The 25,970-nt window shown below is 53.3% G+C and carries 25 protein-coding genes; 16 read left to right on the top strand and 9 right to left on the bottom strand.

The window, feature by feature from the left end; translation table 11 throughout:
* Positions 1 to 5 precede the first annotated feature (5 nt).
* Both ygfZ and Pr1d_RS06465 read right to left on the bottom strand, forming a co-directional pair.
* Positions 6 to 986: a CAF17-like 4Fe-4S cluster assembly/insertion protein YgfZ gene (gene ygfZ, locus Pr1d_RS06470; protein WP_168205089.1), complete on the bottom strand. Its 981-nt coding sequence runs from the start codon at positions 984 to 986 to the stop codon at positions 6 to 8.
* Positions 979 to 2,178, bottom strand: coding sequence for a lactate racemase domain-containing protein (locus Pr1d_RS06465; protein WP_148072770.1), 1,200 nt, complete (start codon positions 2,176 to 2,178; stop codon positions 979 to 981). Before Pr1d_RS06465 ends, ygfZ begins: the two co-directional genes overlap by 8 nt.
* A gap of 156 nt (positions 2,179 to 2,334) precedes the next feature.
* On the opposite strand from Pr1d_RS06465, the gene pgk reads away from it, so the two are divergent.
* A complete protein-coding gene (gene pgk, locus Pr1d_RS06460; RefSeq protein ID WP_168205088.1) occupies positions 2,335 to 3,720 on the top strand; it encodes a phosphoglycerate kinase in 1,386 nt (461 codons plus the stop codon).
* A gap of 137 nt (positions 3,721 to 3,857) precedes the next feature.
* On the opposite strand, the gene Pr1d_RS06455 is transcribed toward pgk, so the two are convergent.
* Complete coding sequence (locus Pr1d_RS06455; protein WP_168205087.1) at positions 3,858 to 4,187, bottom strand: Hpt domain-containing protein; 330 nt, start codon at positions 4,185 to 4,187, stop codon at positions 3,858 to 3,860.
* Between the two features lie 856 nt (positions 4,188 to 5,043).
* On the opposite strand from Pr1d_RS06455, the gene Pr1d_RS06450 reads away from it, so the two are divergent.
* Both Pr1d_RS06450 and bglX read left to right on the top strand, forming a co-directional pair.
* Positions 5,044 to 5,475 carry a hypothetical protein gene (locus Pr1d_RS06450; protein WP_148072767.1) on the top strand — a complete coding sequence of 144 codons (432 nt, stop codon included), beginning with the start codon at positions 5,044 to 5,046 and terminating at the stop codon, positions 5,473 to 5,475.
* 605 nt (positions 5,476 to 6,080) lie between these two features.
* Entirely contained in the window at positions 6,081 to 8,450 is a 2,370-nt protein-coding gene (gene bglX / locus Pr1d_RS06445; RefSeq protein WP_210417906.1) for a beta-glucosidase BglX, read from the top strand.
* Positions 8,451 to 9,457: 1,007 nt separating this feature from the next.
* On the opposite strand, the gene Pr1d_RS06440 is transcribed toward bglX, so the two are convergent.
* The 3 genes from Pr1d_RS06440 to Pr1d_RS06430 form a co-directional block, all read right to left on the bottom strand.
* Positions 9,458 to 9,952: a GNAT family N-acetyltransferase gene (locus Pr1d_RS06440; RefSeq protein ID WP_148072766.1), complete on the bottom strand. Its 495-nt coding sequence runs from the start codon at positions 9,950 to 9,952 to the stop codon at positions 9,458 to 9,460.
* Between the two features lie 401 nt (positions 9,953 to 10,353).
* Positions 10,354 to 10,578, bottom strand: coding sequence for a type II toxin-antitoxin system RelE/ParE family toxin (locus tag Pr1d_RS06435; RefSeq protein ID WP_148072765.1), 225 nt, complete (start codon positions 10,576 to 10,578; stop codon positions 10,354 to 10,356).
* Positions 10,575 to 10,841 (bottom strand): hypothetical protein, encoded by a 267-nt coding sequence (locus Pr1d_RS06430; protein ID WP_148072764.1) that lies wholly within the window; start codon positions 10,839 to 10,841, stop codon positions 10,575 to 10,577. Before Pr1d_RS06430 ends, Pr1d_RS06435 begins: the two co-directional genes overlap by 4 nt.
* 1,021 nt (positions 10,842 to 11,862) lie before the next feature.
* Here Pr1d_RS06430 and groL (Pr1d_RS06415) point away from each other — a divergent pair.
* From groL (Pr1d_RS06415) to Pr1d_RS06380, 8 genes are all read left to right on the top strand, one after another.
* Positions 11,863 to 13,554 (top strand): chaperonin GroEL, encoded by a 1,692-nt coding sequence (gene groL, locus Pr1d_RS06415; protein WP_148076277.1) that lies wholly within the window; start codon positions 11,863 to 11,865, stop codon positions 13,552 to 13,554.
* Positions 13,555 to 13,680: 126 nt separating this feature from the next.
* Positions 13,681 to 13,977 carry a co-chaperone GroES gene (groES, locus tag Pr1d_RS06410; protein WP_148072761.1) on the top strand — a complete coding sequence of 99 codons (297 nt, stop codon included), beginning with the start codon at positions 13,681 to 13,683 and terminating at the stop codon, positions 13,975 to 13,977.
* Between the two features lie 119 nt (positions 13,978 to 14,096).
* Positions 14,097 to 15,716, top strand: coding sequence for a chaperonin GroEL (groL, locus tag Pr1d_RS06405; protein ID WP_148072760.1), 1,620 nt, complete (start codon positions 14,097 to 14,099; stop codon positions 15,714 to 15,716).
* Between the two features lie 88 nt (positions 15,717 to 15,804).
* A complete protein-coding gene (dnaJ, locus tag Pr1d_RS06400; RefSeq protein ID WP_148072759.1) occupies positions 15,805 to 16,932 on the top strand; it encodes a molecular chaperone DnaJ in 1,128 nt (375 codons plus the stop codon).
* Between the two features lie 33 nt (positions 16,933 to 16,965).
* Positions 16,966 to 17,517: a nucleotide exchange factor GrpE gene (gene grpE, locus Pr1d_RS06395; RefSeq protein ID WP_148072758.1), complete on the top strand. Its 552-nt coding sequence runs from the start codon at positions 16,966 to 16,968 to the stop codon at positions 17,515 to 17,517.
* 103 nt (positions 17,518 to 17,620) lie between these two features.
* Complete coding sequence (locus tag Pr1d_RS06390) at positions 17,621 to 17,947, top strand: FmdB family zinc ribbon protein (protein ID WP_148072757.1); 327 nt, start codon at positions 17,621 to 17,623, stop codon at positions 17,945 to 17,947.
* A gap of 1 nt (position 17,948) precedes the next feature.
* Complete coding sequence (locus Pr1d_RS06385; RefSeq protein ID WP_238476647.1) at positions 17,949 to 18,194, top strand: DNA gyrase inhibitor YacG; 246 nt, start codon at positions 17,949 to 17,951, stop codon at positions 18,192 to 18,194.
* Positions 18,195 to 18,306: 112 nt separating this feature from the next.
* Positions 18,307 to 19,581 (top strand): hypothetical protein, encoded by a 1,275-nt coding sequence (locus Pr1d_RS06380; protein WP_148072756.1) that lies wholly within the window; start codon positions 18,307 to 18,309, stop codon positions 19,579 to 19,581.
* Positions 19,582 to 19,625: 44 nt separating this feature from the next.
* Here the strand turns inward: Pr1d_RS06380 and Pr1d_RS06375 are convergent, their stop codons facing one another.
* Positions 19,626 to 19,973, bottom strand: a complete 348-nt coding sequence (locus Pr1d_RS06375) for a hypothetical protein (RefSeq protein WP_148072755.1) — start codon at positions 19,971 to 19,973, stop codon at positions 19,626 to 19,628.
* Between the two features lie 52 nt (positions 19,974 to 20,025).
* Positions 20,026 to 20,373: a P-II family nitrogen regulator gene (locus Pr1d_RS06370; RefSeq protein WP_148072754.1), complete on the bottom strand. Its 348-nt coding sequence runs from the start codon at positions 20,371 to 20,373 to the stop codon at positions 20,026 to 20,028.
* Positions 20,374 to 20,592: 219 nt separating this feature from the next.
* Here Pr1d_RS06370 and Pr1d_RS06365 point away from each other — a divergent pair, with 219 nt between their 5' ends.
* Positions 20,593 to 21,606, top strand: coding sequence for a phosphotransferase enzyme family protein (locus tag Pr1d_RS06365; RefSeq protein WP_168205086.1), 1,014 nt, complete (start codon positions 20,593 to 20,595; stop codon positions 21,604 to 21,606).
* Positions 21,607 to 22,273: 667 nt separating this feature from the next.
* Positions 22,274 to 22,492 carry a carbon storage regulator gene (locus Pr1d_RS06355; RefSeq protein ID WP_148072751.1) on the top strand — a complete coding sequence of 73 codons (219 nt, stop codon included), beginning with the start codon at positions 22,274 to 22,276 and terminating at the stop codon, positions 22,490 to 22,492.
* Positions 22,493 to 22,724: 232 nt separating this feature from the next.
* Here Pr1d_RS06355 and Pr1d_RS06350 read toward each other — a convergent pair whose 3' ends face one another.
* Positions 22,725 to 22,955 (bottom strand): hypothetical protein, encoded by a 231-nt coding sequence (locus Pr1d_RS06350; RefSeq protein ID WP_148072750.1) that lies wholly within the window; start codon positions 22,953 to 22,955, stop codon positions 22,725 to 22,727.
* Positions 22,956 to 23,457: 502 nt separating this feature from the next.
* Between Pr1d_RS06350 and Pr1d_RS06345 the strand changes: the two genes are divergently transcribed.
* The 3 genes from Pr1d_RS06345 to Pr1d_RS06335 all read left to right on the top strand — a co-directional run bounded on the left by Pr1d_RS06345 (position 23,458) and on the right by Pr1d_RS06335 (position 25,909).
* The gene (locus Pr1d_RS06345) at positions 23,458 to 23,877 is read left to right on the top strand and encodes a secondary thiamine-phosphate synthase enzyme YjbQ (RefSeq protein ID WP_148072749.1); all 420 of its coding nucleotides are present in this window, start codon (positions 23,458 to 23,460) and stop codon (positions 23,875 to 23,877) included.
* A 122-nt stretch (positions 23,878 to 23,999) separates the two neighbouring features.
* Positions 24,000 to 24,539 carry an RNA polymerase sigma factor gene (locus Pr1d_RS06340; protein ID WP_148072748.1) on the top strand — a complete coding sequence of 180 codons (540 nt, stop codon included), beginning with the start codon at positions 24,000 to 24,002 and terminating at the stop codon, positions 24,537 to 24,539.
* A complete protein-coding gene (locus tag Pr1d_RS06335) occupies positions 24,536 to 25,909 on the top strand; it encodes a hypothetical protein (RefSeq protein WP_148072747.1) in 1,374 nt (457 codons plus the stop codon). The genes Pr1d_RS06340 and Pr1d_RS06335 overlap by 4 nt, the downstream gene beginning before the upstream one ends.
* Positions 25,910 to 25,970: the final 61 nt, after the last annotated feature.

The raw sequence follows: 25,970 nt of genomic DNA, 5'->3' as shown, positions 1-25,970 counted from the left end.
AAGTTTTACTGATTCTGCAACGACTCCACAATAACTGCGCTGCCTGCCGGACTTTCCATCTCGCTACCGATTTCATTGGCTCCACGTTTTACCATTGCCAAAGCTGCAGGGCGAGACGCTTGAGGAGACCAGCAAGGAGTCGTAATCGTCCCAACTTCGGAATCGCCGCTTAGCAATTTCGCTCCAACTTTAGGTACAGAGGTTCCCTGGATAGAAACTAGCACCACTTTCTTGTTCACATGCCCCAAAGCATCGATGCGCGCAACCGTCTCCTGTCCGAGATAACAACCCTTGGTAAAGCTAATCGACTGAGCATCGCGATTCACTTCTTGCGGTAGATTCGAATCATCGAAGTCGATGCCAAAGAGCGGCAACTGGGATTCGACTCGAAGAGAGGACCATACGGGCGAATCGGTATCGATTGTTGGCACATCGAGGCCATTTAAGGGCGAATCTGTAGCAGCAGTTCGGACCAATAATGCCCCCGGCCAAAGTATCGGGAGTCGTGCCACCAGACCTTGCTGTCCAGCCAGTGTACAAGTGGCGTGATTGTAGTTTTGTGTTGGGATGTCGTTTTCGTTCTCAGTGTTTTGCTTGAGAGTTGCGTGAGCCTGGGGGCCCACGACGATCCACCAAGCGTACTTGGCAGTACTATCGGCTAGTTCAACGTCTTCGCGAATAACATAACGCCCCAGTTGAGCTATGATCCGTTCGGCCTGTCCTGGAACGGTGAGAAGTGATATTCGGTCCTGTTCGATGAATACGAACACCTGGGCTTGGATCTTACCTTTCACATCCGTGCAAAATGCTTCGCAGCATTGACCAGCGGACAACTTACGAATCTCGTTGGTACACATGTTGTGCAAGAATGTCGCGCGGTCACTACCAGTAATGTCTATCTGCGACCAATCCGTGAGCGCAACAACTCCACATTGTTGCGAAAGATCGCGATAGACTTCCTCCCAAGGTGTCGACTGATCAGGCATCTTCTGAAACCTTCGGTTGCAGAAAATGGGCATGGTCCAAGAGGAGGCAATTATTCTGCGATGCAATCAACCGCCCAAGTTCTTCCTCGTTTGTAATGGGTGCCATTCCTAGGCATTCAACCGTGGTAGGCTTAAGAGAACTGGCCAAATAGACCGTGTGCTGCTGTAAGATTCGGCATAGCTGACGTGCCAGAATACTGTCTGCATGGTGAGCGTTCTTTAGTTTGTTCTCTAAATCGGAAAGGTCAGCAGTGTCCTTGAGACGCTTTAGCGCTGGACCCGGAGGCGTGGCAATTGCAGAACAGATCGCGATCGCGCCGTTTGCAGAGACCAGCTCTTCGGCCACCGACAACGCTCGACTCAACGCGTGCCAGGTCTGTTGCGATGGGTCACTACCAAGTGATGCGACAACCAGATCAGCACTTTCCGACGGAGTATATCCCCAAATATCTCGATACTGTTGTGCTGATCGCTTTGCCACGGCACGGGGAGTACCGCACATACAAGCGGCGACCGAACCCTCAGGGCCAGGTACCACGTCCATGGACAAACTCAACCCAAGCAATGCATTGCACCTGTCTGATTCCTGAGCCAGCCTCGCCCGCTGACTCGGCGTCTCGCAATGGCGAGGCGTCTGAAATCGGTTGATAGATTCCTGATCCGCAAAAGTTGGGAAAATCGGTTCCATTGGCATCGGGTGCGAGGACTTGCCTTGAGCAGGTCTAATGGAAATCACCAGATCCGCATCGCACAGAATTCGATTGAGCCGCAAAGGTTCCCCTGCTTCAGTCACGCCAAGCATGGCAAGTTGTTCTATGTCGTCGGAAGAGTGAACGACAATCGAAACTCTAGATCCCAATTCGTCTTGCAATTCGGATTGAAGCTGTTCTTGCCCCGGAGGAACAACGACCGTAACGTACTCTTCCTCAACGCCTGCGTGTGCCAGAGCTGACAGTGTTCCAGAGAGAATCTGATTCAGTTGCGGGACACCCGCTTGGAGGGCAATAGCAACGCGATCCCCGGGTACAGTGGCGCTTGCGAGAGGGGGATAGTCCAGCGGATCGTCGAATGCCCGCTGCACATGATCTGGCAATTGACGATTATCGATTGGCACCACCGAACGGGCACCCAGTGTGGTGACTGTCGAAGGAGAAGTCTCGGTCAAGTTGATTGTGTCGAGTAGTGTTGGCATAGGGATGTTGGGGAGAAACAAGGCGCAGTGCCTTGTTAAAACCACCTAAGTTTTCTATTTTTGAGGATGTCCTTAGACCGCGTTTGGGATAGCAATTGCTCTGGGCGCATCATACCCTTTCCCCTTTTTATTTCCAGTCAAACAAGAAAGAACCCCATGTCTGTCTCTCGCGAGTCAATGACCCAGTGGTGCAATACCCTACTTGCTGGTCGGGCAGCCGCCCCCACTTTGGAGCTCGTCGACTATCTTGCTGACGTTCCCCGTCTAGACACTTTGTCCGATATCCCTTCGGGAACCGCCGTAGCTATCCGCGGCGATGTCGATGCCAAACCGGGCGACAAGGTTGGTGAGGGCGATATCCGGCTGCGCTCGATGGTGGAAACATTGAAGTTTGGCATCGAGCGAGGTTGGAAGCAAATCGTATTTGGCCATATCGGACGCAAGCCTGAAGGGTCACTCAGCAAGGTAGCTTCTCGGCTGGGCGAACTGCTGGGCCAGGAAGTGACTCTCGTTAGCGACTGGATCAACGAAGAAACGGATTCAATCACTGACGCGGCTCGGGATCAGATTGCCGCTGCCAAGCCAGGGTCGGTTCTCGTATTGGAGAATACGCGTCGCTACGAAATCGAGCGTGTACTATGGAACGCCACTCCTGACGACGTTCCTGCACTAGCAGACAGACTCACTCATTTCACGAACGAATTTGCGGAGAAGATCGCTAGAGTCTATGTCCACGAAGCGCTTTCCGCGGGAAGTCTCGATACATCGAGCACGATTATCCCCGCCGCGATGGACCATGTCGCGATGGGACTCTATGAAGCGTCGGAGTTTGACGGGCCAATGCGCAAGTGTCTGGCCACGCAACTCGTGGTTTTCAGCGGCCTCAAGATCGACAAACTGGACGACCTTGATGCGATGATCGGCCGTGGCAGTATCGAGTGTGTGTTTGCAGCTGGATCACTGGCGATGGCACTCAAGAAGGCGATTGGCGAAATCGATGGTAAGCCCTGTTGCTTAGGTGTAGCTGAAGACCCAGCGCATTCAGATAAACCTTATTTCATACCCGCCGAAAGAGTTGTCCAGGCCAAGCGTATGGTGACCGAAGGTCGAGCCAAGGGGATCAAGTTCGAGGTGCCAGTGGATTCGGTTATCGAGGATGGGTCCGTTGTGGATGAACTCCAGCCCGGACAGCAGCAATTCGACATCGGTCCCAAGTCGAGCAAACTATTTGAGACGCAGGTCGGCGAGTTTATCGCTACTCATCCTGATGGAGGAGTAGCTTTCCACAATGGAGTTTTCGGGATGTTCGAAGATCCCCGATTCGAGTCAGGCACCAAAAACTTTATCCCCCAGTTGCAGCGGATGACCGAAGCGGGCATTGATGTCTACGTCGGAGGCGGAGAAGGAGGCAAGGCACTGGAACTCTATGGCAAACCCGACTGGGTGACCCACGTCTTCACCGCTGGTGGCACGGTTTTGAACGCCCTCGGCAGCGAACCGGTACCCTACCTAGTCGCGCTCCGACTGGCGGCGAAAGGATAACCTCACTGTAACACGGGCGCTCCAGCCCATGATTGGTGATCGTGAGGGAATGTCGCTAACCACAGGCATGTTGACTAGGCAGCGGAATTGCGTGGCAACTGAAGAACCGGCGGCAAGAGCCGATCCGCCCAATTATCCTACGCGGCAGCCCCAGCTCGAACGAGTTCGCACTGCTCGACAAAGTTGTCTAGCGATCGCAGGATCTCATCCGAGGAATTCTCGCCGCGACAAGCGTATTCGATGCGAGCCGCCAAAGTGCTGAGCTGAGGAAATCCATAGCTACTCGCATTCCCGTTGAGCTGATGGGCGACGCGAGAGAGCGATTCCCAGTCTTCCACTTCTGCATGGGACTGGAGTGTTTCAACTCGTTGGGGAAGTTCGCTGACAAAAATCTCTACAAGCTCTGCGAGGTTCGGGTTGTCTCCAAAAACGGAGTATATAGGCTGCAGCGTTTGTGATACTTGCACGGGATAGATCTCCTAGTCTTAGCGATGCATTGGGACGTCCCTGGGATGCGTCCCCAAAACGAGACTGATACAAGGTAATACCTTGGAAGCCTAGACCACTTTTCGGCATGCAGGCACTCATCCGTAGAGATAGGCAAAGCGGAAAAGAGAGAGATTTTCCCAGCACGGGTCATATGCGGAGAAACCGTCAGTATTAGAATTCCAAGAGAGCACAAATCTTCATCCGCTGATGATGTCGTTCGACTTCATCTGCAAATTGAATAGAGGTTCTTATGCTTACCTTTAATTAGAATAAACGGTCGACTGCTCTGGACGAAAAGGAGAACTGCAGTTAGGGCGATGTAATAGTCAATATGAGCGACAATGCGCTAGGCGCCGATTCCCACTCTAGTTGTGCCATCAGTTTTCATTCTCAACCCACCGGTAGTGAGCGCCGATCCGCTCACTCAGAAGGCGTGGTCCCGAACCACGAGTTCCTGTTGTAACGCTCTCGCCGGTTGCAGCGGCCTTCATATCCCGCTGTTTTCAGTCGTTTACCGTCGCAATCGGTACGAACGAAACACCCTGAACTGCGAACCCCATTCGAGCTAGCAATTTCTTGAAACTCTTCAAGGGTTTCTGTGGGGCTCGTCGATATCCCATCATATCCAATGGAGCGTTAGCCTCTGGCAATCAGAAGCGACCCCTATCGAACTGGCACAATAACAATACGAAAGTAAGTGCGGTCGAAGGCCTTTGTGATTGCCATGTGGCGACTGTGTTTCCCTCTCAATTTTAGGAGCCTCCCAAATGAAGAATCAAGTCCTTTTGTCGACGCTAGGCGTTGCAATCGTTCTGAGCTGTGCTGGAAACGCAAATGCGTTCTTCGGCATGTTCGGTGGTTGTGCTGAGCCTAGCTGTGGTTGTGCTGACGACTGTTGTGAGCCATCCTGTGGATGTGCTGACGCATGCTGCGAGCCAAGCTGTGGTTGTGCTGATGATTGCTGCTGTGCCTCAAGCTGCTGCTGCAAGAAGCCAGGTCTTTGTGCACGTCTCAAAGCCCGTCACGCTTGCAAGAAAGCCCGTAAGCATTGCTGCGAGCCAAGCTGTGGCTGTGCTGATGCATGCTGCGAGCCATCCTGCGGATGTGCTGACGACTGCTGCAATGGTGGTTGTGGTTGCGAGCCCAGCTGTGGCTGTGCCGACGCATGCTGCGAGCCATCCTGCGGATGTGCTGACGATTGCTGCGACAGCTGCTGCAACACCTGCTGCTGCAAGCCAAAGCGTGTTGGCCTCTGTGCCCGCATGAAAGCCCGTCACGCTTGCAAGAAAGCCCGTAAGCATTGCTGCGAGCCATCCTGCGGATGTGCTGACAGCTGCTGCGAGCCAAGCTGTGGCTGTGCCGACAGCTGCGGTGGCGGTTGTGGCTGCGAGCCCTCCTGCGGTTGCAACGACAGCTGCTGCGAGCCATCCTGTGGATGTGCTGGCTGAGCTAAGTTAGCTACAACCTCGGGTCACACGACCTGAGTTTGAAACCTCTCAAACGGCCCCTTGTTCTCACGAACAAGGGGTCGTTTTTTTTATTGCAAGAAGAGATTCTCCGTACTTGCAAGTCATAAGTTCTCGTCGTTCCGCTTGGTACCTCAGCGGCAGAACAAATAATCACTAGAATTGAAGTCGAGCCGAAAAACGCGAATAGGTCGACATTCTCACAAACGGTCCACAACTGGGAACAAGTTCTTGGACCATGCCCCGTTCATCGCAGGCTCGTGTTGGCGAGAGATTTGCGTCATAATCATGCACTCGATTCGATTTGGCTAAAATGCGACAAGAATCACTTGATCCAAGAGAATCGAATTAGCTTGGCAACCCCAGAAACCTCGAATGTCCATTTTTGAATAGTGCGAGAAAAATATGCCTGTCCACAAAGTAGCACGAACTTATGTTGAATCACTTGTATTGCCATGTGCCAATTCATCCCTACTGGGCTTCGCTCTTCTCATGGGCTTTCTCGCCATCAACTTTTCACTCGCAGAAGAAACTACCCTGGAGCAGCGGCCCTGGCTCGATAAATCTGCAAGCCCTGACGAACGAGTTAGTTCATTGCTTTCCCAAATGACTCTGGAAGAGAAGGTGGGGCAACTTAATCAGTCTAACGGTATCAGTGGGCAAGCAACTGGAAACACAAAGAACCTCGTAGCCGATAGCGCACTTTACCAGTTAATCAGCAAAGGGCAGATTGGTTCAATCCTCAATGAAGTCGACCGGGCCATTGTCAATGAGTTGCAACGGGTCGCGGTCCAGGAGAGTCGACTCGGAATTCCGCTCATTTTTGGGAGGGATGTGATTCATGGATTTCGTACAATTTTTCCCATCCCTCTCGGCCAGGCTGCCACATGGAATCCCGAATTGGTAACTGCAGCATGCCGTACGGCTGCCAGAGAAGCACGCTCGAAGGGCATCCAGTGGACGTTTGCCCCGATGGTCGATATATCTCGCGATCCCCGCTGGGGGAGGATCGCTGAGAGTTTTGGCGAGGACCCATATCTCGCGAGCGCTCTCTCCATTGCTTCAGTTGAAGGCTACCAAGGTGACGACTTGTCAAATAGCGATTCCCTCGCAGCCTGTGTAAAACACTTTGCCGGATATGGTGCTGCAGAAGGAGGCCGCGATTACAACACGACGATGATTTCTCCCTCGGCAATGCGCAACGTGTATCTTCCACCATTCAAGGCAGCGGTCGACGCCGGCGTGGCGACCTTGATGTGTGGTTTTCACGATGTAAACGGAATTCCAATGTCTGTCAACAAATACTGGCTGAACGACGTGCTCCGCGGGGAGTGGGATTTCCGCGGCTTTGTGGTGAGCGATTGGGATTCCATCTTCGAGACAATCGAACATGGGGTCTCCAAGGACGAACAGACGGCAGCATTGGCTGCTGCGCGGGCGGGAGTCAACATGGAGATGAACAGTCCCTGCTATAGGAACCACCTGGCTGAGTTAGTCTCGAATGGACAATTATCCGAATCGACGCTTGACGATTTGGTCAAACCAATACTCCGTATCAAATTTCGCCTCGGTTTGTTTGATCAGCCTTACTCTGAGCCCAACTCTGAAAGACTACTCCTAACCAAGAACAATCTAGAATTGGCCCAGAAGGTCGCAAGACAATCCATAATACTACTCAAGAATGAAGATGGCACTTTGCCGATAAAGAAAAGCCAAATCAAAGAGTTAGCCGTCATCGGCCCCTTGGCAGATTCCAAGCGAGACCAACTCGGAACTTGGATCCCCGACGGAAAGGAAGCCGACAGCCAAACTCCGCTGGCTGCCATTCGTGCGACCGCCAAATTGCATGGAACTGAGGTCCTGTTTGTACCAGGGCTTGAGGATGATTTTGATCGAAGTACTGAGAGATTTGCAGAAGCCGTGACCGTTGCTGAACGGGCAGATTTGGTCATCCTTATCGTTGGTGAACGGGCAAACATCTCCGGCGAAGCGCGGAGTCGAGCGATTCTTGACTTGCCGGGAGCGCAGAACGAATTGATCAGTGCGATTTCCGAAGTGGGCAAGCCTCTCGTACTTATAGTGCAGGCCGGGCGACCGCTGACTATTGGTAAGCAAGTCGAACAAGTCAATGCCTTACTCTACTCACTACATGCTGGCACTATGGCCGGCCCCGCGTTGGCCGATTTGCTCTGGGGCGTTGAATCTCCCTCAGGGAAGACTCCCGTGACTTTCCCTAAATCTGTAGGACAAGTCCCGCTCTACTACAATCACGTTAACAGCGGTCGGCCACCGCGTCCCTATGAGTATGAGAAAGACAAGACTGTTGATGACTCGATCAATGTAGAATTGGGCTACAACTCAAACTATATAGATGTCGGACCCTATCCTCAGTTTCCGTTCGGATTCGGTCTCTCTTACACAGCGTTTAGCTACGGCGAAGTCGAGCTATCTGCAGCAAAACTTCGTGACGGCGAGACACTAGCGGTCCGCGCACCGGTTACGAATTCGGGGGAGGTCGCAGCCGATGAAATTGTGCAACTCTACATACGGGACCTCGTTGGAAGCCTCACGCGTCCTGTCCTTGAACTCAAGGGATTTCGCCGCGTCCGCTTAGCACCAGGCGAAACCAGTATCGTTGAGTTCGCCCTTCCTGTTAGTGACTTGGCTTTTTACAACAATGACGAAGAGCGCCTCATAGAACCTGGCGAGTTCGAGATCTTCGTCGGTGGCAGTTCACTGGCACCCAAGGTCGGCAAGATTGAAATCGTCAAGTAGTTCGCCTGGCTCTACCAGCACATCTTACGATTGCTGCGATGCGCCATTCCTCGGACAGGGTTGGGCAGAGGACGTTTGCGGAAGCTGCGTCGCTTGGATTTCATGCGGTCAGGAGCGACTCCGCTGCGGTGGCGAGGGGCACCAGCTGAGAAATGGACCTGCGAAGAGTCATCGTGGTCGTCTGAAGAATAAAAACGGTCTGCGTTCACAAGTCGGCCCTCTTTTCTAGCGTTTGAGATAGTATCTTCAAGCCGTGCCACAACGCGGCAAACGGACAAAAAAGTACCACGAGAGCCAAACTGAAGTGCAATCACTATGCCAAGCCATCTGTCTTGCGTGGGGAATGATCAGGCTACGCAACCTTGGGATCTTATAAGGCTGATAGAAATCTCCAGATTGCGGGAGAGAACTGCAATATTCCGGTGTGCAACGGCGCAAGAAAACTTTTACTCGAACGATATAGCTCTGCAAGTGTCGACTGTCAGTTTCACCAGATGTGTGATGAGAGGCCCTATCGTCATAACTCATTGTTAAAGAAGCATTTACGTGTGACCGGAGAGATCCGCAATTGCTCTTCGACGCATCCAATCCTTTTCACAAGTCACAGTCAGAAAAGAAGTTAGAACAACGTCTCACCAATATGCACCTGACGATTCACCAAAATGGTGAAACGGTCGGCTGCTCACAGAGCGCATATTACTTGATGCTCGGTTCATTCTAAGCGGGGTTGGCCCTGCACCGTAGACAGCAACTCAAGTGACTGGCAGCGGCCTGGGGACAAGCAGATTGTCTCGCTGCCAACGCGAACTAAACCGCTTCTACCAAGGGTTTTCCAACGAGCAGTAAGAGTGCTACGAAAAGGGAAGTATCTGTAACTCGAAGGAACGCCAAACTTGTTTAGGTCGCAAGAAGGTGCGAGCTGAAGAGTTGATTGATTAGCGTCATCCTTATCGTGAATTACTGTGAAGACTTCTAACAGTCGCAAACAATGTGCCAGAACCTGGAATTCAGCCTAGCGACGCAAATTCTGGGGCGTATTTTACTAGCCCATCGCCAACCGGCAGGCTGCCCTCAACCAGTTCAACCACCTGGAAAGCGACACCTCCTCCGTACTCATCCGAAAGACCAAACTCCGTGGCTGGCTGAAATCCACACCGAGCGTAGTAACCCGGCTCTCCCAGCACGACAACCCAGCCGAAGCCATTCTCGCGGCACGCCTGCAATCCTGCCCGCACCAATTCGGCAGCGACCCCCTGCTTTCGATACGACTCGATGACGGCAATGGGAGCGAGCCCAGCGCCGACCTCGCCAGATTCAACCGTCACTGGACTGAACGCGATATGCCCGACGACCAAGCTATCTGCCTCCGCCACCAGCGATACTGAGAGTCGATCAGCCTCTCTCAGCAAATCGACCAACTGTGCCTCGGCGTTGGTGGGAAAGCTGGCTACGTGAACAGTATGGATTGCCTGTAGATCTTCTGGTTCTTCGGAACGAATCATTCACGGCACTCCGTCTGGCGCTAAAATTATACCGTTGGTAACCATACGAGTCCGGCACACTTCGCAGGATATGTTAACGAGCGATGCTCTGGATTAAGTCCGAATACCCTGATAAATCACGGGCCTAGTACCGGCTGCGCCGGGGAAGGGTCATGTACTAAGCGGAGTAGTAGTCCTGGAAGGTTCCGGCGAAAGTAAAGCCGTCTGATGGTGGCCAATGAATGCAACTGCCACTAGTCCACTGCCAGCAGTCGGGCAGCATCCATTTGGCCGAACAGCGGATAGCCGAGATTCTTAATGCCGAAGATGCTGCTTCCTGATCCAACTACTCAAACGATTGCCGACGCACGTCAAGAGCGGGATGCAACACACGTAGAAGTTTCAACGCTTGGCGTTGGTCATCAATACGGTAATAGAGACCATAACCGCGATAAGTGAAGAGTCGTAAGCCTAGCTTGAGATCGTTTTTTTTTGACCCCTAGCTCCGGAATCTTTTCCAGTAGTTCACAAGTCTCGATCAATCCCTCGCCAAATCGAACGGCTGCGGATTGGTTGTCTTTGGCGATATAGTTGAGAATGCTCTCAAAATCTGCCAAGGCCCCCTCGGTGAAGATCAATCGCATCATGCCGACTTGTCTTTTAGCTCCTGCACTTTGGCCCGCATCCTTGCGAAACCTTCCTCACGCGAAACTTCGGCGCTCTCTTCCCCCTCTTGCAGCAACGCCAGTAGACGAGCCCGCGACGCCTTGTCCTGCTCGACTGCTAGAAAGAGAAATTCTTCACCAACGACGAAGTATGTCCGATTCGACAATTCGTCGACAAGCGGCACTGCCTGACCTGGGTTGTCTGCGATCTCTTGGCGGAGTTCTGGGGAGAGTTTAGCAGCCATGCACCAATTATACCATGCTTCGAAACAGGTGACACCCAGGATTATTGAGTCGTCTCAGCATAACTCCATCCATTTCTTGCATGCCGATTTATCGGGGTTTCCCGGCGCAGCCGGTATTAAGCCCGACATTTATGTCGGGTTTGGTTGCGACCCCAACTCGACGTCACGATTTGCCCGGCCCGATGGTCGCCGCAGACGGCCATCGGGCGGGGGGGATGCGTGTCGCCGAGGATTGGGTTTATTGATTTGAGTACCCGTGATGAATCAAGGGCCTAATACCGGCTGCGCTGGGGAAGGATGATAAATGCCCCCCAGAGAAATGCAAAAGGGAGATCGAATTGGCTGGGAGCCATTCTTGAACACGACTCCCGATTTCTTTGGGTCTATTCTAACATTTTCCTATTGCTCACCTCGAAGTATTAGCATTTTCCGAATTTCGCTCGGCTTGGGAGGTGTTCCATTCCAACTATCCATTTTCAAGTCGGCCTCAATATTGCTTACACTCTTGAGGACCCACTCGTTCTTGTCCTGGCTCAATCCATATGCTGCCATTGAACGCGCCTTGCAATCGACAATTGCGACGAACTCTTGGGCTCCATGTGGTCTAATAGTGAGCGCCATTAAATCACCGTTCGATGTCAGCCAACCAACTGCATTCGCGCTAACGTCCTCATTGGGTAGTGAACCGGGTTGGGAGGTTGCCTATGTACAGACCAAACTGACGACCCCCCAGTCTGCCAAAATGGCATTCCGCCGGATTCGCTTGGCAACTCCCACTTGGGCATTGGTGCTAGAAAACCAGCCGTTTTTCCCGCTATCCCCCCCTCCCACCACCACTTGGCACGCCTCTTGCGTAAAGTAGTTGGCACGTGGTGGTCTGTCTGCCAAAATTGGTCGTTCATTGGCAGCAAGACTCTGCCATCCGCACACAATAACACAAAAACTGACAATTCAAACAAACCGGCTTAATCCAAGCCCTGACCAACGAAATCTATAAGAGGAGTAAACCGTGGCCAAGCTAATGCTATTTGAGGAAGAAGCCCGCAAGCCCCTGCAAGCCGGCGTTGAGAAACTCGCCCGGGCAGTTCGTAGCACCCTCGGCCCCCGGGGCCGCAATGCCGTGCTCGACAAAGGGTGGGGCTCGCCCAAGGTGACTAAGGACGGCGTGACCGTCGCCGAGGACATCGAACTGGACGATGCCTTTGAGAATCTCGGTGCCCAGCTTGTGAAGGAAGCCGCCAGCAAGACTAACGATGTCGCTGGCGATGGCACGACCACTGCTACTGTGCTGGCCGAGGGAATCTTCCGCGAGGGCATCAAAATGCTGGCCGCGGGTGCGGATGCGATGGCCCTGAGCCGTGGCATCGCCAAGGCTGTCGAGGCAGTATCCACTGCGATTGGCAAACTCGCAGAACCTGTTGACGTCTCCAACAAGAAAAGCCTCCAGCAGGTCGCCACGATCGCAGGCAATAATGACCCGTCGATTGGTGCAGTGCTCGCCGAGGCTTTTGCCAAGGTCGGCAAGGATGGCGTGATTACGGTCGAAGAAGGCAAAAGCAACGAGACCAGCGTCGAGGTCGTCGAGGGAATGCAGTTCGATCGCGGTTTCTTGTCGCCCCACTTTGTCAACAACGAAGATGATCAGTCCGTCGAATTCGAAAACTGTCTCGTGTTGGTCTATGAGGAAAAAATCTCTAACGCCAAGGCTTTGGTTCCTCTTCTGGAAGCCGTTTCCAAGGCGAGCAAGCCACTTTTGATTCTCGCTGAAGATGTTGAAGGCGAAGCCCTGGCTACGTTGGTCGTGAACAAGATGCGCGGCATTGTTAATGTCTGTGCCGTGAAAGCCCCCGGCTATGGCGATCGTCGCAAAGCGATGCTGGGCGATATCGCTACGCTCACCGGTGCGACTGCCATTTTCAAGGACCTTGGCATCAAACTCGATGCCATCCAGCTTTCCGACCTGGGCAAGTGTCGCAAGATCATCATCAAGAGCGACAACACGACCATGGTCGGCGGTGGCGGCAAGAAGGACGACATTGTCGCGCGTGCGGATCAAATCCGCCGCGAGATTGAAACCACCGACAGTGACTACGACCGTGAGAAGTTGCAGGAGCGACTGGCGAAGCTAGCCGGTGGTGTGGCCCAAATCAACTGCGGTGCCGCCACGGAAACAGAAATGAAAGAGCGCAAAGCTCTCTTGGAAGATGCCCGTGCCGCCACCCAGGCAGCTCTTGCTGAAGGAATCGTTGCCGGCGGCGGTGTCGCCCTGTTGCGTAGTGAAAAGGCTCTCGACAAGCTGAAGCTTGAGGGAGACGAAGGACTCGGCGTCGAGATCATTCGCCGTGTACTCGATTACCCCTTGCGGTACATCGCCGAGAACTCCGGCGTCGATGGTGCCGTGGTCGTCAACAATGTCCGTCATTCCAAGGGTAAGAACGAGGGCTACAACGCCGACAAGGATACCTACTGCGACCTGGTCGAAGCGGGCATCATCGATCCTGCCAAGGTAGTTCGCACCTCGCTGCAGAATGCTGCGAGTGTCGCATCGCTGCTGCTGACCACTGATTCGCTAATCGTAAACGCCCCTCAGGAAGATGAGCCAGCCGGTGGCGATCACCATGACCACGGTATGGGTGGCATGGGCGGAATGGGTGGCGGCATGCCTGGCATGGGCGGAATGGGTGGCATGGGTGGCATGCCCGGAATGATGTAGAGAAAGAGGTGTTAGTCGTTGGTAGTTAGGTATTAGCCAGACAGAATACTAATGACTTACGACTACAAACTTACGACCAAAGACTAAAAACTAACTGCTTACAGCTACTTAATAAGGAACCTAAATATGGCCAAAATCAAATTGCGTCCGCTCGATGACCGCGTTGTTGTTGAGCCCAGCGAAGCCGAAGAAGTAACCGCCGGGGGCATCGTGCTGCCGGACGCCGCCCAGGAAAAGCCACAACGTGGTAAAGTCGTCGCCGTAGGCGGTGGCAAACTACTCGACAGCGGCAAGCGTGGCGAGCTCTCCGTCACCATCGGCGACGAGGTCATCTACGGTAAGTATGGTGGGTCCGACGTCGAAGTCGACGGCCTGGAACTCAAGATCCTGCGCGAGAGCGATATCCTGGCAAAGGTAGTTTAGTTTGTCAGTGGTCCGTGGTCAGTAGTCAGTTGCATCAATATTGCGACGGGCAACTAACAGCGGACAACTGACCACGGACAACGAACAACTGACCAACTCAATCAAGAGGAAGAATAATCGTGGCTAAGCAATTAATGTTCGAAGATCAGGCCCGGAGCAAACTGCTTCGCGGCGTTGATAAACTGGCCGACGCCGTCGCCGTGACGATGGGGCCCACCGGCCGCAATGTGATCATCAACAAGTCCTTCGGTGGTCCGACCGTCACCAAAGACGGCGTGACCGTCAGCAAGGAAATCGAACTCGAAGATCCGTTCGAGAACATGGGTGCCAAGCTCGTGCATGAGGTCGCCGACAAGACCTCCTCGATCGCTGGCGATGGCACGACTACCGCTACCGTGTTGGCCCGGGCGATCCTCAAAGAGGGAACTCGCAACGTGGTTGCCGGCAGCAATCCGATGGCCGTCCAACGCGGCATCCGTAAGGCTGTCGACGCCGCCGTCGAATATCTCGATTCCATCTCCAAGAGCGTGACTAGCAAGGAGCAAATCGCTCAGGTGGGCTCCATCAGTGCTAACAGTGACCGTGTGATTGGCGACCTCTTGGCCGACGCCATGGAAAAGGTTGGTAAAGATGGCGTGATCACGGTCGAAGAAGGCCGCTCGATGGAAACTACGCTTGAGTTGGTCGAGGGCATGCAATTCGACAAGGGCTTCCTCTCGCCCTATTTCATCAACCAAACCGCCGACATGGAATGCGTGCTCGAAGATGCTGTCATCCTGATCCATGAAAAGAAAATCAGTAACCTCCGCGACTTGCTGCCGATCCTCGAACAGGTCAGCCAGAAGGCCAAGCCGCTGTTGATCATTGCTGAAGACGTCGAAGGCGAAGCCTTGGCCGCTTTGGTCGTGAACAAGCTCCGCGGCGTTCTCAATATTTGTGCCGTCAAGGCCCCTGGATTTGGTGATCGCCGCAAGGCGATGCTGAGCGATATCGCTACCCTCACAGGTGGCACGCTCATCAGCGAAGACCTCGGCATGAAGCTTGAGAACATTACGCTGGAACAACTTGGTCGTGCCAAGAAAATTACCGTCTCGAAAGAGAACACGACCCTCGTTCAAGGTGCTGGCAGCAAGGCTGATGTTTCCAAGCGTATCGATCAGATTCGCAAGTCGATTGAGGCTTCCACAAGCGATTACGATCGCGAAAAGCTGCAAGAGCGGCTTGCCAAGCTCACCGGTGGAGTGGCTATCATCTCGGTTGGTGCGAGCAGTGAAGCCGACATGAAGCAGAAAAAGGCTCGCGTGGAAGATGCCCTGCACGCGACCCGTGCTGCCGTGGAAGAAGGAATTCTCCCTGGCGGTGGCGTTGCTCTGCTCCGTGCGAAAGATGCAGTCGCTGCGGCTAAGAGCAGTGCAAAAGGTGATGAGAAAATAGGCGTCGAGATCGTGCTCAGCGTACTCGATGCCCCCATCAAGCAGATCGCCGACAACTGTGGGTTGGACGGCAGCGTGATCGCCGACGAACTGCTTCGCAAGCCGCAAAACACCGGCTACGACGCGAACAAGGGTGAGTACGTCGACATGATCAAGGCTGGCATCATCGACCCAACCAAGGTCGTGAAAACGGCTCTGTCCAACGCGGCCAGCATCAGCGGGCTGTTGCTCACGACAGAAGCTCTGGTCACCAACTACGATCCCAAGGAAGACGACAAGCGTGGAGTGGTCGGCAGCATCCGCTAGTCGTTCGCCACATTGAAGTTTCGCCACCGGGCCGCTCGGCAATTTGCCAGTGGCCCGGTTGCATGTTGGAATAGTCGAGAGCGGATTCATGACCGAGAAGCGATGCTATTACGAAGTGCTGCAAGTCGAGCGAACGGCCTCTACTGGGGAGATCGCCACGGCCTACCGCAAGCTCGCCGTTACTTACCACCCGGACAAGAACCCGGGTGACCAAGAGGCCATCGATCGCTTCAAAGAGGCCTCCGAAGCATTTGAGGTCCTCCACGACCCGGACAAGCGCGCCCGCTATGATCGTTTCGGCCACGCTGGAATGAACGGCCAAGGCGGAGCAGGGCACTTCTCGGATGTAGAAGATATCTTCTCCGCCTTTGGCGACATCTTCGGCGACCTCTTTGGTGGCGGTCGAAGCCGCCGCAGTCGAGTTCGCAAAGGGCGAGACGTGCGATGCACGGTGACCCTTACCTTGCAGGAAGCTGCTCAGGGTGTCCGCAAAAAGGTTGAGTTTCAGCGACACGAACCTTGCGATACGTGCGAAGGATCGGGAGCCACTAAGGGAAGCAAACGAGAAAAGTGTTCCTACTGTGGAGGTCAGGGACAAGTCATCCAGCAGGCTGGCATCATCCGTGTCCAGACAACGTGTCCGGCATGCCAGGGTGAAGGCTCGTCGATCACTTCTCCCTGCAAGTCATGCCGTGGGACAGGACAACGACTCAAGTCCGTCGAGGCTGAGGTTCAGATCCCCGCGGGAGTCGACGAGGGGATGCAGGTACGCATCACAGGGCAGGGCGAGCCAAGCCCCAATGGAGGGCCTTCCGGCGATTGCTACTGTTTTGTCTCAGTTCTCCAGCATCCGTTGTTTGAACGGGAAGGCCGACACCTGATCTGCCGAATTCCCATCACGTATTCGCAGGCGGCTCTAGGGTGTACATTAGAAGTCCCAACTCTGAGTGGCCCCGGCACGGTGGATGTGCCGCGGGGGACTCAATCGGGCGACGTATTCCGCATGGAAGGGGAAGGCCTCCCCGATCCTCGTATTGCTGGACTCGGCGACCTGTTGGTGCAGGTGAACATCGAGGTTCCCAAGAAACTCACCGACGACGAAGAACGGCTCTTGAGAGAACTGGCCGAAATCGAGCACAAGAACGTTGCTCCTGAGCGCAAAGGTTTCTTCGACAAAGTTAAAGAGTATTTCAAACACGAAACAGTGGACTCATAAACAACGAGTCTTCCAAGAGGAGAAATTGGACCGATGGCGGTAAAACCATCCCCTGAAGATAGTCAAAAGGCGAACTCGGACGTCGAAGAGTTGCAAGACGAAGCGATCGCTGACATGAATTTCGAAGAAGCCGAGAGCAGCGAAGCCGCTGAGTTGGCTGCCGAGAAGGACCGAGTCCTCCGTTTGCAGGCTGACATGGAAAACCTGCGGGCCCGCACGACACGTGAACTCAACGAACAACAGCGTTACGCGGCCATGCCCATCCTCCGCGATCTGCTGCCTGTGGTCGACAACATCGAACGTGCCATCGAGGCCGCTGAGAAATCAGGGGAAGCTAAATCTCTGCTCGACGGATTCAAATTGGTCCATCAACAACTGCTGACCCTGCTTGCGCAGCATCATTGCAAACCAATTGAAGCCATGGCTGAACCCTTCGATCCGCAAATTCACGCCGCAATCCTGCAACAACCCAACGAAGAAATCCCCGCCCAGCACGTTGCCCACGTTGCCCAAGTCGGCTACCTGCTGCACGACCGAGTCGTTCGCCCCGCACAAGTCATTATCTCGACGGGGCCCGCAAGCTGAATCCTAGCCTTCGCCGGAAGGCGATGGTTGCACAGTTTTCCAATCAAACAACGCCTTCCGGCGAAGGCTATTACGACACATATTTTTTACGCGACAACTTACTATGCCAACCTACGACTATCTCTGCGACGGCTGTGGCCACGAGTTTGAACTGTTTCAGTCCATCAACGAATCAGTGAAACGTAAGTGCCCCGAGTGCAAGAAACCCAAACTCCGCCGCCTCTTCGGGACGGGCGCCGCCGTAGTATTCAAAGGCTCAGGCTTCTATCAAACCGATTACCGTAGCGAGTCGTATAAATCCGGCGCCGAAAAAGACAAACCGCCCGGCGACGCCGCATCAGCGACCGGCGACAAAAAAACCAAGTCTGAACCAAAGACCAGCGAATCCAAGACAGAAACTCCCAAGAAGAAAACAAAGAAGGATTCGTAGGGTGGGCACCGCCCACCAATCAAGGACTACGATCAATTTCGTGGGCGATGCCCTCCCTACATGCACCATGCAATGCCCTATCTGCAACTCGCAATTCGAGCCGTCTGAAACTACGGCCATGCCCTTCTGCAGCAATCGCTGTCGCCAAATCGACATGGGCCGCTGGCTCGAAGAGGGCTACTCCTTGCCTCACGTCCCCGATCCCGAAGACGATGAAGTCCCGGACGACGATACTCTGCTGAACTAGACGATGCGGCAATTACCTGCTGACTAGGAGAAACTTCACCGCCGTTCTATAATGCCTGTGGCAATTGCCCCTAAGCGAAGCTCTGCAAGCCCTCAGCAAGTTGACCTCCACGATGTCGCAATCCCCCGGATCAATTTACGAAATCCGCTGGCGCGAGCTTTTCCCGTGGCTGATTTTGGTGAAAGCTCTGCGGGCAAGCCTCTTTATTCGAGTGTTGGTCATCGCCTGGCTGGGGGTGCTGGTCACCCAAGGTGGTTGGTTTTTTATCGAAGGCACTTTCAGCGATCCTGCGGATTTGCCAAGAATCGCGTCAGTAGAGCGGCCACCTGATAATTCATCACCAACGCTTGTGCTTGCTTTGTCGAGTGATGGCGAAACTTTTTTTCGTACGACGACGGACGCAGAGTTTCGCGGAACGGGTATCACTCGCTGGTTATGGCGACATCTAGGTCAGCACGAAATGGGACCACTCGTTGAAGGCTGGAGTTGGCTCGCAATCCCGTTTGTACGCATCTTACGGCTGGATACCTCGTTCTGGCAGGCATTTCAACTTTTCCTCTGCGGTGTCTGGGCCATCGGTGTCTGGGCGCTTGCCGGAGGGGCTATCTCTCGTATTTCTGCCCGCTATCTGTCTCGTGAAGAAATTCTTGATCCACTCGCAGCCCTCAAGTCAGCGGCCACCAAATGGACGGCCACGGCTGGATCACCGCTGGTTGGTTTGCTCTTCGCGGCAATGTTCGCCTTCCCGCTTGCCTTGATGGGACTATTGGTGCGTCTTGACTTCTTTGCACTCATCGCTGGCGTTCTCTGGGGACTCTATTTGGTCTGGGGCATCCTCTTGGCCGTCGTGCTGATCGCCCTCTGGTTTGGCTGGCCGCTCGCATGGGCAGCCATTGGAGTCGAACGGAGCGATGCCTTTGACGCCGCCAGTCGGGCAACTGCCTACGTTTACCAAAAACCGCTTCGGTTGGGCTTCTACGTGATCGTCGCCTCACTGCTCGGAATATTCGGTCATCTAGTTGTTGCAGGATTTGCTACCGCTGGAAGCGCACTCACCGATTGGGCAGTTAGTTGGGGAGCAGGTTCCGAACGGACCGCTGCCCTCGTGAACACATCACTCTCAGAAGACAACCCCGCGCTTTCAACGGGGTCCGCCATCACGGGTGCCAGAGCAATCCACTTCTGGAAGAACATGCTCGCCTCTTTCTCTGATTCCTATCCCATGGCGCTGCTGTGGACCGCCAGTACAGGGATTTACCTCCTCCTGCGGCACCATGTTGATTCAACCGAAATGGATGAAATCGAGGGAGAGCCAGGAGAAGATCTCCGCTCGCCACGTACTCCCAAAAGTAACAAGTCCCCTGAGGTGGCGTCAAAAACACCGTAGACGGAACAAGCGTCATGCCGGAACTGCGCACTGCTTGTTATGGCCTACAAGAAACTCCGCAGGATCGATTCCGCATCGCTCATTATTTGGCCTCGCGAGACGACAAGATCACAACCGGCTTCCTTGGCTGCTGCGAGCTTTTCCGTACGGACATGGGGAGCATAAGCAATAACCTGGATCCCCTCTGGGGATCGAGCTTTCAGATTCTGAACCAATTCATCTATGTCCAAGCCAGGAATTTCCAGATCGACCACCATCACACGACAATCGGCCACACTTTCCAGCACTGCCTCGTCTGTGCCGATTACCTTGAGCGTTTGATCAACCCTCCGTGCCGCTCCCTCAAGCTTCGAGGAAAGCATCAGATCACGTGAAAGCAAAACAATGGACATGGAGTGAAGGTACCCTGACTAACGACTAAAGACTAACAGCTAACAGCTTCTCTTAAATCGCCCCTGGTCCGCGTGTTCCATCGCTCACCTGAATCGATTCTTCCATCGGCAGCACAAAAATTTTCCCGTCGCCGATGTTTCCTTCCGCGCTCGTACGGCATTGCTGCGCCAAACATTCGACCGTGCGCTCGACAAAATCATCGTTGACGGCAATTTCCAATGATATTTTTCGTAGCAGATTGGTGGCGTATTCGCTGCCGCGATAGGTCTCGGTTTGGCCGCGCTGACGAGCAAAGCCCATTGCATCGCAGATGGTTAGCCGTGTCACACCGAGCCGCCTGAGCGCTTGCTGGACCGATTCCAGTTTGATCGGCTGAATAACTGCAATAATTAGTTTCATGGCATGTGCTGTCAGGTTAAAATCGTCAATTCCCAGTTTAACCCGCATGAGGCGGGGGGCAAAGTGGCGAGAAACGAGCGAATTGGCGCCAGACCACTGGTGAGTTGCATTTTGTACCGATCGACGAGTCGTTTGAGAAAGAACCGGCAGATAGCGCCGTTCCACTCAAGAAAGAGGCACCAGAAGCAACTCACCTATTACACCAAGAAGGCAATTCCTTTGACGCCGAAAATCGAAGTTGCAGAAATAGCTCCACTCCTCAGCCACTGGGGAATTGAGCCGCTTGAACTGAAAGCCGTTCCAGGGGGCCTCAGCGGAGCAAGAATCTGGCGAGTATCGCATGAAGGGCATGAATACTGCCTACGATGCTGGCCAGTAAATCATCCTTCTCCGGACCAATTGCGGACCATCCATCAACTAATAGAACATGTCAGGCATCTAGGGATAACCAGCGTCCCCAAGCCCTACAGAACCCTCACAGGAAATACCTTTCTTTCAAATGGGGGCCACCTCTGGGAACTCACTGCCTGGCTTGCTGGCCAACCACTCGGGAGTCACTCTTCAAACGAGCAACAACGCATTGCGGCCTGCGAAACACTTGCTAGGTTTCACCTGGCGGCTGCGAGCTTTGGACCCGCGAATCTCGGCGTCAAACGTGAACCCGCACCAGGGCTTCTCCGACGCCGGGATCTCCTCGCAGAGTTGCTTCAGGGCCGATTGGCCGAACTGTTTCAGGCAGTTCATGATGAACCTCGTTCGCCCACACGCGAGACACTTCTCGAGTTACTCTCTCGAATCGAGCGTATCCTGCCTGGAGCGACTGCTACCGTTGAACATTGCGCCAGTATTCCCCTCCCCTTGCAGTGGTGTCTCCGTGATGTGCATCCTGGCAATGTGCTGGTTATTGGCACTCAGGTCACGGGGATCGTCGACTTTGGAGCAGTCGCGATCGACTCGGTCGCCGGAGATATTGCCCGACTGGTTGGGGGTCTCCAGTGCGAGAGAGCGGACCGTCAAAAGTGCTTCAGTGCCTACGCCAGGCTTCGTCCACTAACGAACGACGAGCTGCGCTCCATCGCCGCGTTTCATGTTGGTGGTTTGATCTTATCTGCAACCAATTGGATTCGCTGGATCTGTATCGAACATACTGTATCTCTGGCCAATACTACCCAGGCCAGGCTGGAAGAACTTCTCCGCCAAATCACTCTGATTGGTGACTGGAATATGCAGTAATCACCGAGAATCTGAGAGTATTGCTAGGTAGGTTTCCCCCATCCTGTGGCGAGCTTTGCAACTTGAGCGTTTTGACAAAAATTCCGTCTATTCTTCGCACTCATCTCATCTTCAGTATTCGATACATCTTGCCGATAAATAATCTCATCGCCAGTTCACCTAATTTAGCCAAGCTACTTGACAGGATTTTTTCATTTATCATTCGCCCTATTACTTCAGTGGAGGCAAACGATCTCAATGCTGGAGCGCCACGAACGCATTCATAACTTTGAGGAAATTCGTTGTTACGTCGTTGAAACCCTTAGCAAAATGGAGTTATTGAAAAGTGATTGCTGCCATTTGACCGTGAGAATGCTCTCGCGGGCTGGCAAACCTTGCGGAGTTTATTTCTGCCTGCACGGGCCCCGAGCCGTGAGGCTCTCTGCGATCTGGGAAACAGATTCGAACTCGATTCTGTTCTACGGGTCAGGAGGCGAGCGAGTCCAACGGACACGCTTAAAGGAGGCCCCCAAGCTTCCTCTCGAAGAGACGGTTTGCTAGCACGAGATACGAATGCACTAACAATTTTTTGTGCAATAGCGGCCAACTGGAATTGCTAGACTACCTAACTACGATTACTATACATAAGTACACATCGCCCAACACGGGCCTAACAAGGAGGTGCAAGATGCTAGTTTTATCACGCAAAGAAGCCGAGAGAATTCGACTCGGAGACGACATTGTCATCACCGTCGTGCGAATCGGTGGCGACAAAGTCAGAATTGGTATTGAAGCTCCCAAAGAGGTTTTGGTTCTCCGCGACGAACTGGAACCCTTTGAAAAAGCTCCGCAGAGCGTTTCCGCTTGCGTGGAAACTGGACTCGCAGAGCTCCAGGCGGCAGGCTGAGCGGTCGCTTTGCCTGGTTACCCCCGTTTGCATTGACCCCCGCAATGCCTACTGGCTGCCAGAACCTATTCGCAACTCTTTTCACTCGGCGAATGCAAGAAATAGAACACAGAGGAACGCGGTTCACTTCCTCCGTTCGAAATCGATAGTAGCAGAACCCACAAAACGAGCCGCCCGGAAATCTCCGGACGGCTCGTTCTAATTCTGCTTACTAACTTCTTGTCACCCAGCACTAATCACGCGGCCGGACGGCTCCCGTTAGACCGCTGTAATCAGCCCGGTCATCAGAGTGCCACAAGGGATGGCCCATGCGAATCCGCTCGGCCATAACTTCCAGCTTTTCACGGGATCCGGCGGGGGCTTGGGTGCTCTTGAACTGGTCATCGACTCGAGGAGCAAAATCCTCGTCGTGACCATACTTCAAGATCGCTTCAAAAACATTCTTCAATTTTGGGTCTGGCATTTTTAATTCACTCCTACAACAACATTATTGGTCCCGGCGGGGCCAGATTCACTCCAAAAAAAGCAGTATTACGGTGAACCTGGTGTGACCAACTCGACAGGGAAGGAAAACTCACCACAAATTGCCAGACACTACCATCCCAGGAAGGGGTCGCTTCCCAAAACCAATATTTGCCTAGCTCGTCAAACCTTTGAGTAAGTGATTATTACCACACAGAACACAAAGTCAAGTTTTTTTCTGATAGGTATTGACAAAAAGCAGATGGACGAGATTCGAGAGGGTAAAATGTGCCGTATGGGTAGCCGTGGCAGGCTTTGAACCCTCAAATCCCGAGCTTCCAGCGGCCAAATCTACCTCTGGACGAAAAAAAGTTGGCCGGTCAAATTGTCCACCCGGCTAGTGGACATCTAGACACTTGAGTGCGGAAAAGCCCGCAACAGATGCTAGCATTGGTAGTTGCAACAATTCATACCTCGAATTTATTACCCCAAAAGTACTTACCATGCCGTGGTTCCAAAAACAGGTGCAACTCCAAGCCCACAAGCGAGGCTTCCACCTCATTACGTCTGAATTGGTGGAGGCTTTGCCCGAGATCAGCCAGATTCGCATGGGGATGCTCAATCTCTTCTTACAACACACATCGGCTGCCCTGTCGATCAATGAAAATGCCGACCCCGACGTCCCGTTCGACCTGGAAAGCAGCCTGTCGGCAATCGCTCCTGAATCGTTCCCCTATCGTCACACCTGCGAGGGCCCCGACGACATGCCGGCCCACGTGAAATCGTCGCTATTGGGCTGCTCCCAGCTGATCCCCATCTCCGAGGGCCAGCTCTGCCTGGGTACTTGGCAAGGCATCTACCTCTGCGAACATCGCAACCGGGCCGGGCGACGGCGGATCGTGGCAACCTTGTGGGGCGAATAAAGGCTGCCTGCGCTTTGTAATAGCTAGTATTCACGTTTTTCATAGATTTCAGTGGAATCTCTATCAACTCTTTCGTCTAGTTGATTGAGGCGGATTACCCCCCCAACTATGGAATCTTGAAAATGGAACACTGTTCAGAACTGGTAGAGAGAGTCCGAGCGGGGGACTTACAAGCCTTTGGGATACTTTATGATCGGTACGGACGTCTCGTGCGGGCGATCTGCTATGACCGGTTGGGAAATCAAGCAGATGCCGAGGATTTGGCTCAAGAGGTTTTTCTGCGAGCTTTTCACAAATTGGAGCAGCTTCAACATGCCGACCAATTTGGTTCTTGGCTCGTCGAAATCGCGCGTCGCATGACCATCGATTGGCATAGAAGAAATAACGCCATAAACAATCTAAAGATGGAACCTTTTTTCGACCTGCACGCTAAAGATACAGATGATTGCCAACTTTCGAAACTCGAAGACCTCCATCGTGCCATCTCTCGACTTCCAGAACGCGAACGACTCGCAATTCACATTTTTTACCTGACTGAACAGCCCGCCCCAGTTGCACAGAAAGTACTCGAACTATCCGCTTCAGGTTTCTACAAACTGCTAGAGCGAGCGCGTGAGAATTTGGCCAAGCAAATGACCTCGAAAAAAGGGATAAGACAATGATTCTACAGCCAAACGATAACATGTTGCGTTCCTACTACGACACCTTTGATGCTCGACATGATAGGTGCCGCAAGGAATTACTCAACTTACTATCATGCGCATCGATCGCCACTCACCCTGACAATACCAATCCTCTTCCTAAGTGGTTGACATATTCACGACTAGCTGTGGCAGCACTTTTGCTGGTAGCGATCGGTTTACTTCTGTCTTTTGGCGGGGGAACTCCCCAGACTGTCTATGGCATGGAGCACTTGGCAGAGAGGCTCATGACCATTCGTAGCCTACACCTGAAAGGGTGGATTTACCAAACAATCACTTCCGAGCATGGCGACGAGAAGTTAGAAAAATTCCCAACGGAGTTATACGCCAAGCGACCGAATTGTATCGGTTATCGGTCTTATGGATTCAGCATTCCAGGTGGCGGAAAGCCCTCGACCGTAACGAGCGCATACATGGCCAGCAATGGCAAAGAGACAATCGTTGTGTCAGACGACAACAGAGAAGCGACAATCGCGAATGTCGCCGGCGACGCTTTTTATACTGAACTCTTGGTGGAGTCGTTTATCCAGTCCAGCATCGCTAGTAATTTCCTCCAGGGACCTCCTGAATATTATCGCAAGATTCGATCCGAAGATTTTCAGGGGGTTTTTTGTGACGTGTATGAATACCACCAAGAGGAGGTCCCATTTGCATTTGAAGGGCGACATCTGGTTTGGCTCAATCGATTGACTGGCATCCCGATGAAATCGGAAAGCAGCACTGTGGATGAATCAGGTGTCGAAAAGCTCCATAGGAGCGAAGTCATTCAGGTTGATGTCGAACCGCCTGGCTCGCTCTTCTCCTTTCAAGCCCCTCAGGATTACAAATTAATCAAGCTGGATGCTAAAAAGGCAGCGGACCTAACCATGCAAGGCATCAAATTGTCGCCGTACGGTGAAGGGGGCTCCGACACAACTTGGCTAGGATCATGGCACAGCTTAAACATAAACGAGCGAGCTGTTTTGGCCTGCTGGTATCAGTACGATGCGAAAGAGGGAGAGAAAGATTTCTTTGCCCGCGAGCCTACATTTGAGCTTTACCAGGGCAATCAGTCTCGTATTTGCCGCGAGCACACTCTTTCGACGAACAAGGTGAATGATACCCAATGGAGATGGTCTTTGATTCTTCCTGAAGACAAAGAGACGATTGGAGAATGCGCACTGAGAATCAAGGTTACCGATGATAAAACCCGTACATCTCAAGAATTAAAACCACTGCGATTTCCACCCGAGCGATTGCAAGAGATTATCCTTGAGGCTCAACGCCGCACGTTGCCAAACAACTCCCAGCAGGAACTATTCTCGCTGGATGACATTGAATCGATTGAGTGAAGGGTCCGGTTGTGCGAACATCGCAACCGGGCCAGGCGACGGCGCATTGTGGCGACCCTGT

This window comes from Bythopirellula goksoeyrii, assembly GCF_008065115.1.
In the GTDB taxonomy this organism is placed as follows: domain Bacteria; phylum Planctomycetota; class Planctomycetia; order Pirellulales; family Lacipirellulaceae; genus Bythopirellula; species Bythopirellula goksoeyrii.
This window is presented reverse-complemented; position numbering and strand designations above follow the sequence as displayed.

What these genes read in the sequence shown, in the direction of transcription:
- ygfZ (WP_168205089.1), bottom strand. Translation starts at nt 986, where the DNA reads ATGCCTGATCAGTCGACACCTTGGGAGGAAGTCTATCGCGATCTTTCG.
- Pr1d_RS06465 (WP_148072770.1), bottom strand. Translation starts at nt 2,178, where the DNA reads ATGCCAACACTACTCGACACAATCAACTTGACCGAGACTTCTCCTTCG.
- pgk (WP_168205088.1), top strand. Translation starts at nt 2,335, where the DNA reads ATGTCTGTCTCTCGCGAGTCAATGACCCAGTGGTGCAATACCCTACTT.
- Pr1d_RS06450 (WP_148072767.1), top strand. Translation starts at nt 5,044, where the DNA reads ATGCGTTCTTCGGCATGTTCGGTGGTTGTGCTGAGCCTAGCTGTGGTT.
- bglX (WP_210417906.1), top strand. Translation starts at nt 6,081, where the DNA reads ATGCCTGTCCACAAAGTAGCACGAACTTATGTTGAATCACTTGTATTG.
- Pr1d_RS06440 (WP_148072766.1), bottom strand. Translation starts at nt 9,952, where the DNA reads ATGATTCGTTCCGAAGAACCAGAAGATCTACAGGCAATCCATACTGTT.
- Pr1d_RS06435 (WP_148072765.1), bottom strand. Translation starts at nt 10,578, where the DNA reads ATGATGCGATTGATCTTCACCGAGGGGGCCTTGGCAGATTTTGAGAGC.
- Pr1d_RS06430 (WP_148072764.1), bottom strand. Translation starts at nt 10,841, where the DNA reads ATGGCTGCTAAACTCTCCCCAGAACTCCGCCAAGAGATCGCAGACAAC.
- groL (WP_148076277.1), top strand. Translation starts at nt 11,863, where the DNA reads ATGCTATTTGAGGAAGAAGCCCGCAAGCCCCTGCAAGCCGGCGTTGAG.
- groES (WP_148072761.1), top strand. Translation starts at nt 13,681, where the DNA reads ATGGCCAAAATCAAATTGCGTCCGCTCGATGACCGCGTTGTTGTTGAG.
- dnaJ (WP_148072759.1), top strand. Translation starts at nt 15,805, where the DNA reads ATGACCGAGAAGCGATGCTATTACGAAGTGCTGCAAGTCGAGCGAACG.
- grpE (WP_148072758.1), top strand. Translation starts at nt 16,966, where the DNA reads ATGGCGGTAAAACCATCCCCTGAAGATAGTCAAAAGGCGAACTCGGAC.
- Pr1d_RS06390 (WP_148072757.1), top strand. Translation starts at nt 17,621, where the DNA reads ATGCCAACCTACGACTATCTCTGCGACGGCTGTGGCCACGAGTTTGAA.
- Pr1d_RS06380 (WP_148072756.1), top strand. Translation starts at nt 18,307, where the DNA reads ATGTCGCAATCCCCCGGATCAATTTACGAAATCCGCTGGCGCGAGCTT.
- Pr1d_RS06375 (WP_148072755.1), bottom strand. Translation starts at nt 19,973, where the DNA reads ATGTCCATTGTTTTGCTTTCACGTGATCTGATGCTTTCCTCGAAGCTT.
- Pr1d_RS06370 (WP_148072754.1), bottom strand. Translation starts at nt 20,373, where the DNA reads ATGAAACTAATTATTGCAGTTATTCAGCCGATCAAACTGGAATCGGTC.
- Pr1d_RS06355 (WP_148072751.1), top strand. Translation starts at nt 22,274, where the DNA reads ATGCTAGTTTTATCACGCAAAGAAGCCGAGAGAATTCGACTCGGAGAC.
- Pr1d_RS06350 (WP_148072750.1), bottom strand. Translation starts at nt 22,955, where the DNA reads ATGCCAGACCCAAAATTGAAGAATGTTTTTGAAGCGATCTTGAAGTAT.
- Pr1d_RS06345 (WP_148072749.1), top strand. Translation starts at nt 23,458, where the DNA reads ATGCCGTGGTTCCAAAAACAGGTGCAACTCCAAGCCCACAAGCGAGGC.
- Pr1d_RS06340 (WP_148072748.1), top strand. Translation starts at nt 24,000, where the DNA reads ATGGAACACTGTTCAGAACTGGTAGAGAGAGTCCGAGCGGGGGACTTA.
- Pr1d_RS06335 (WP_148072747.1), top strand. Translation starts at nt 24,536, where the DNA reads ATGATTCTACAGCCAAACGATAACATGTTGCGTTCCTACTACGACACC.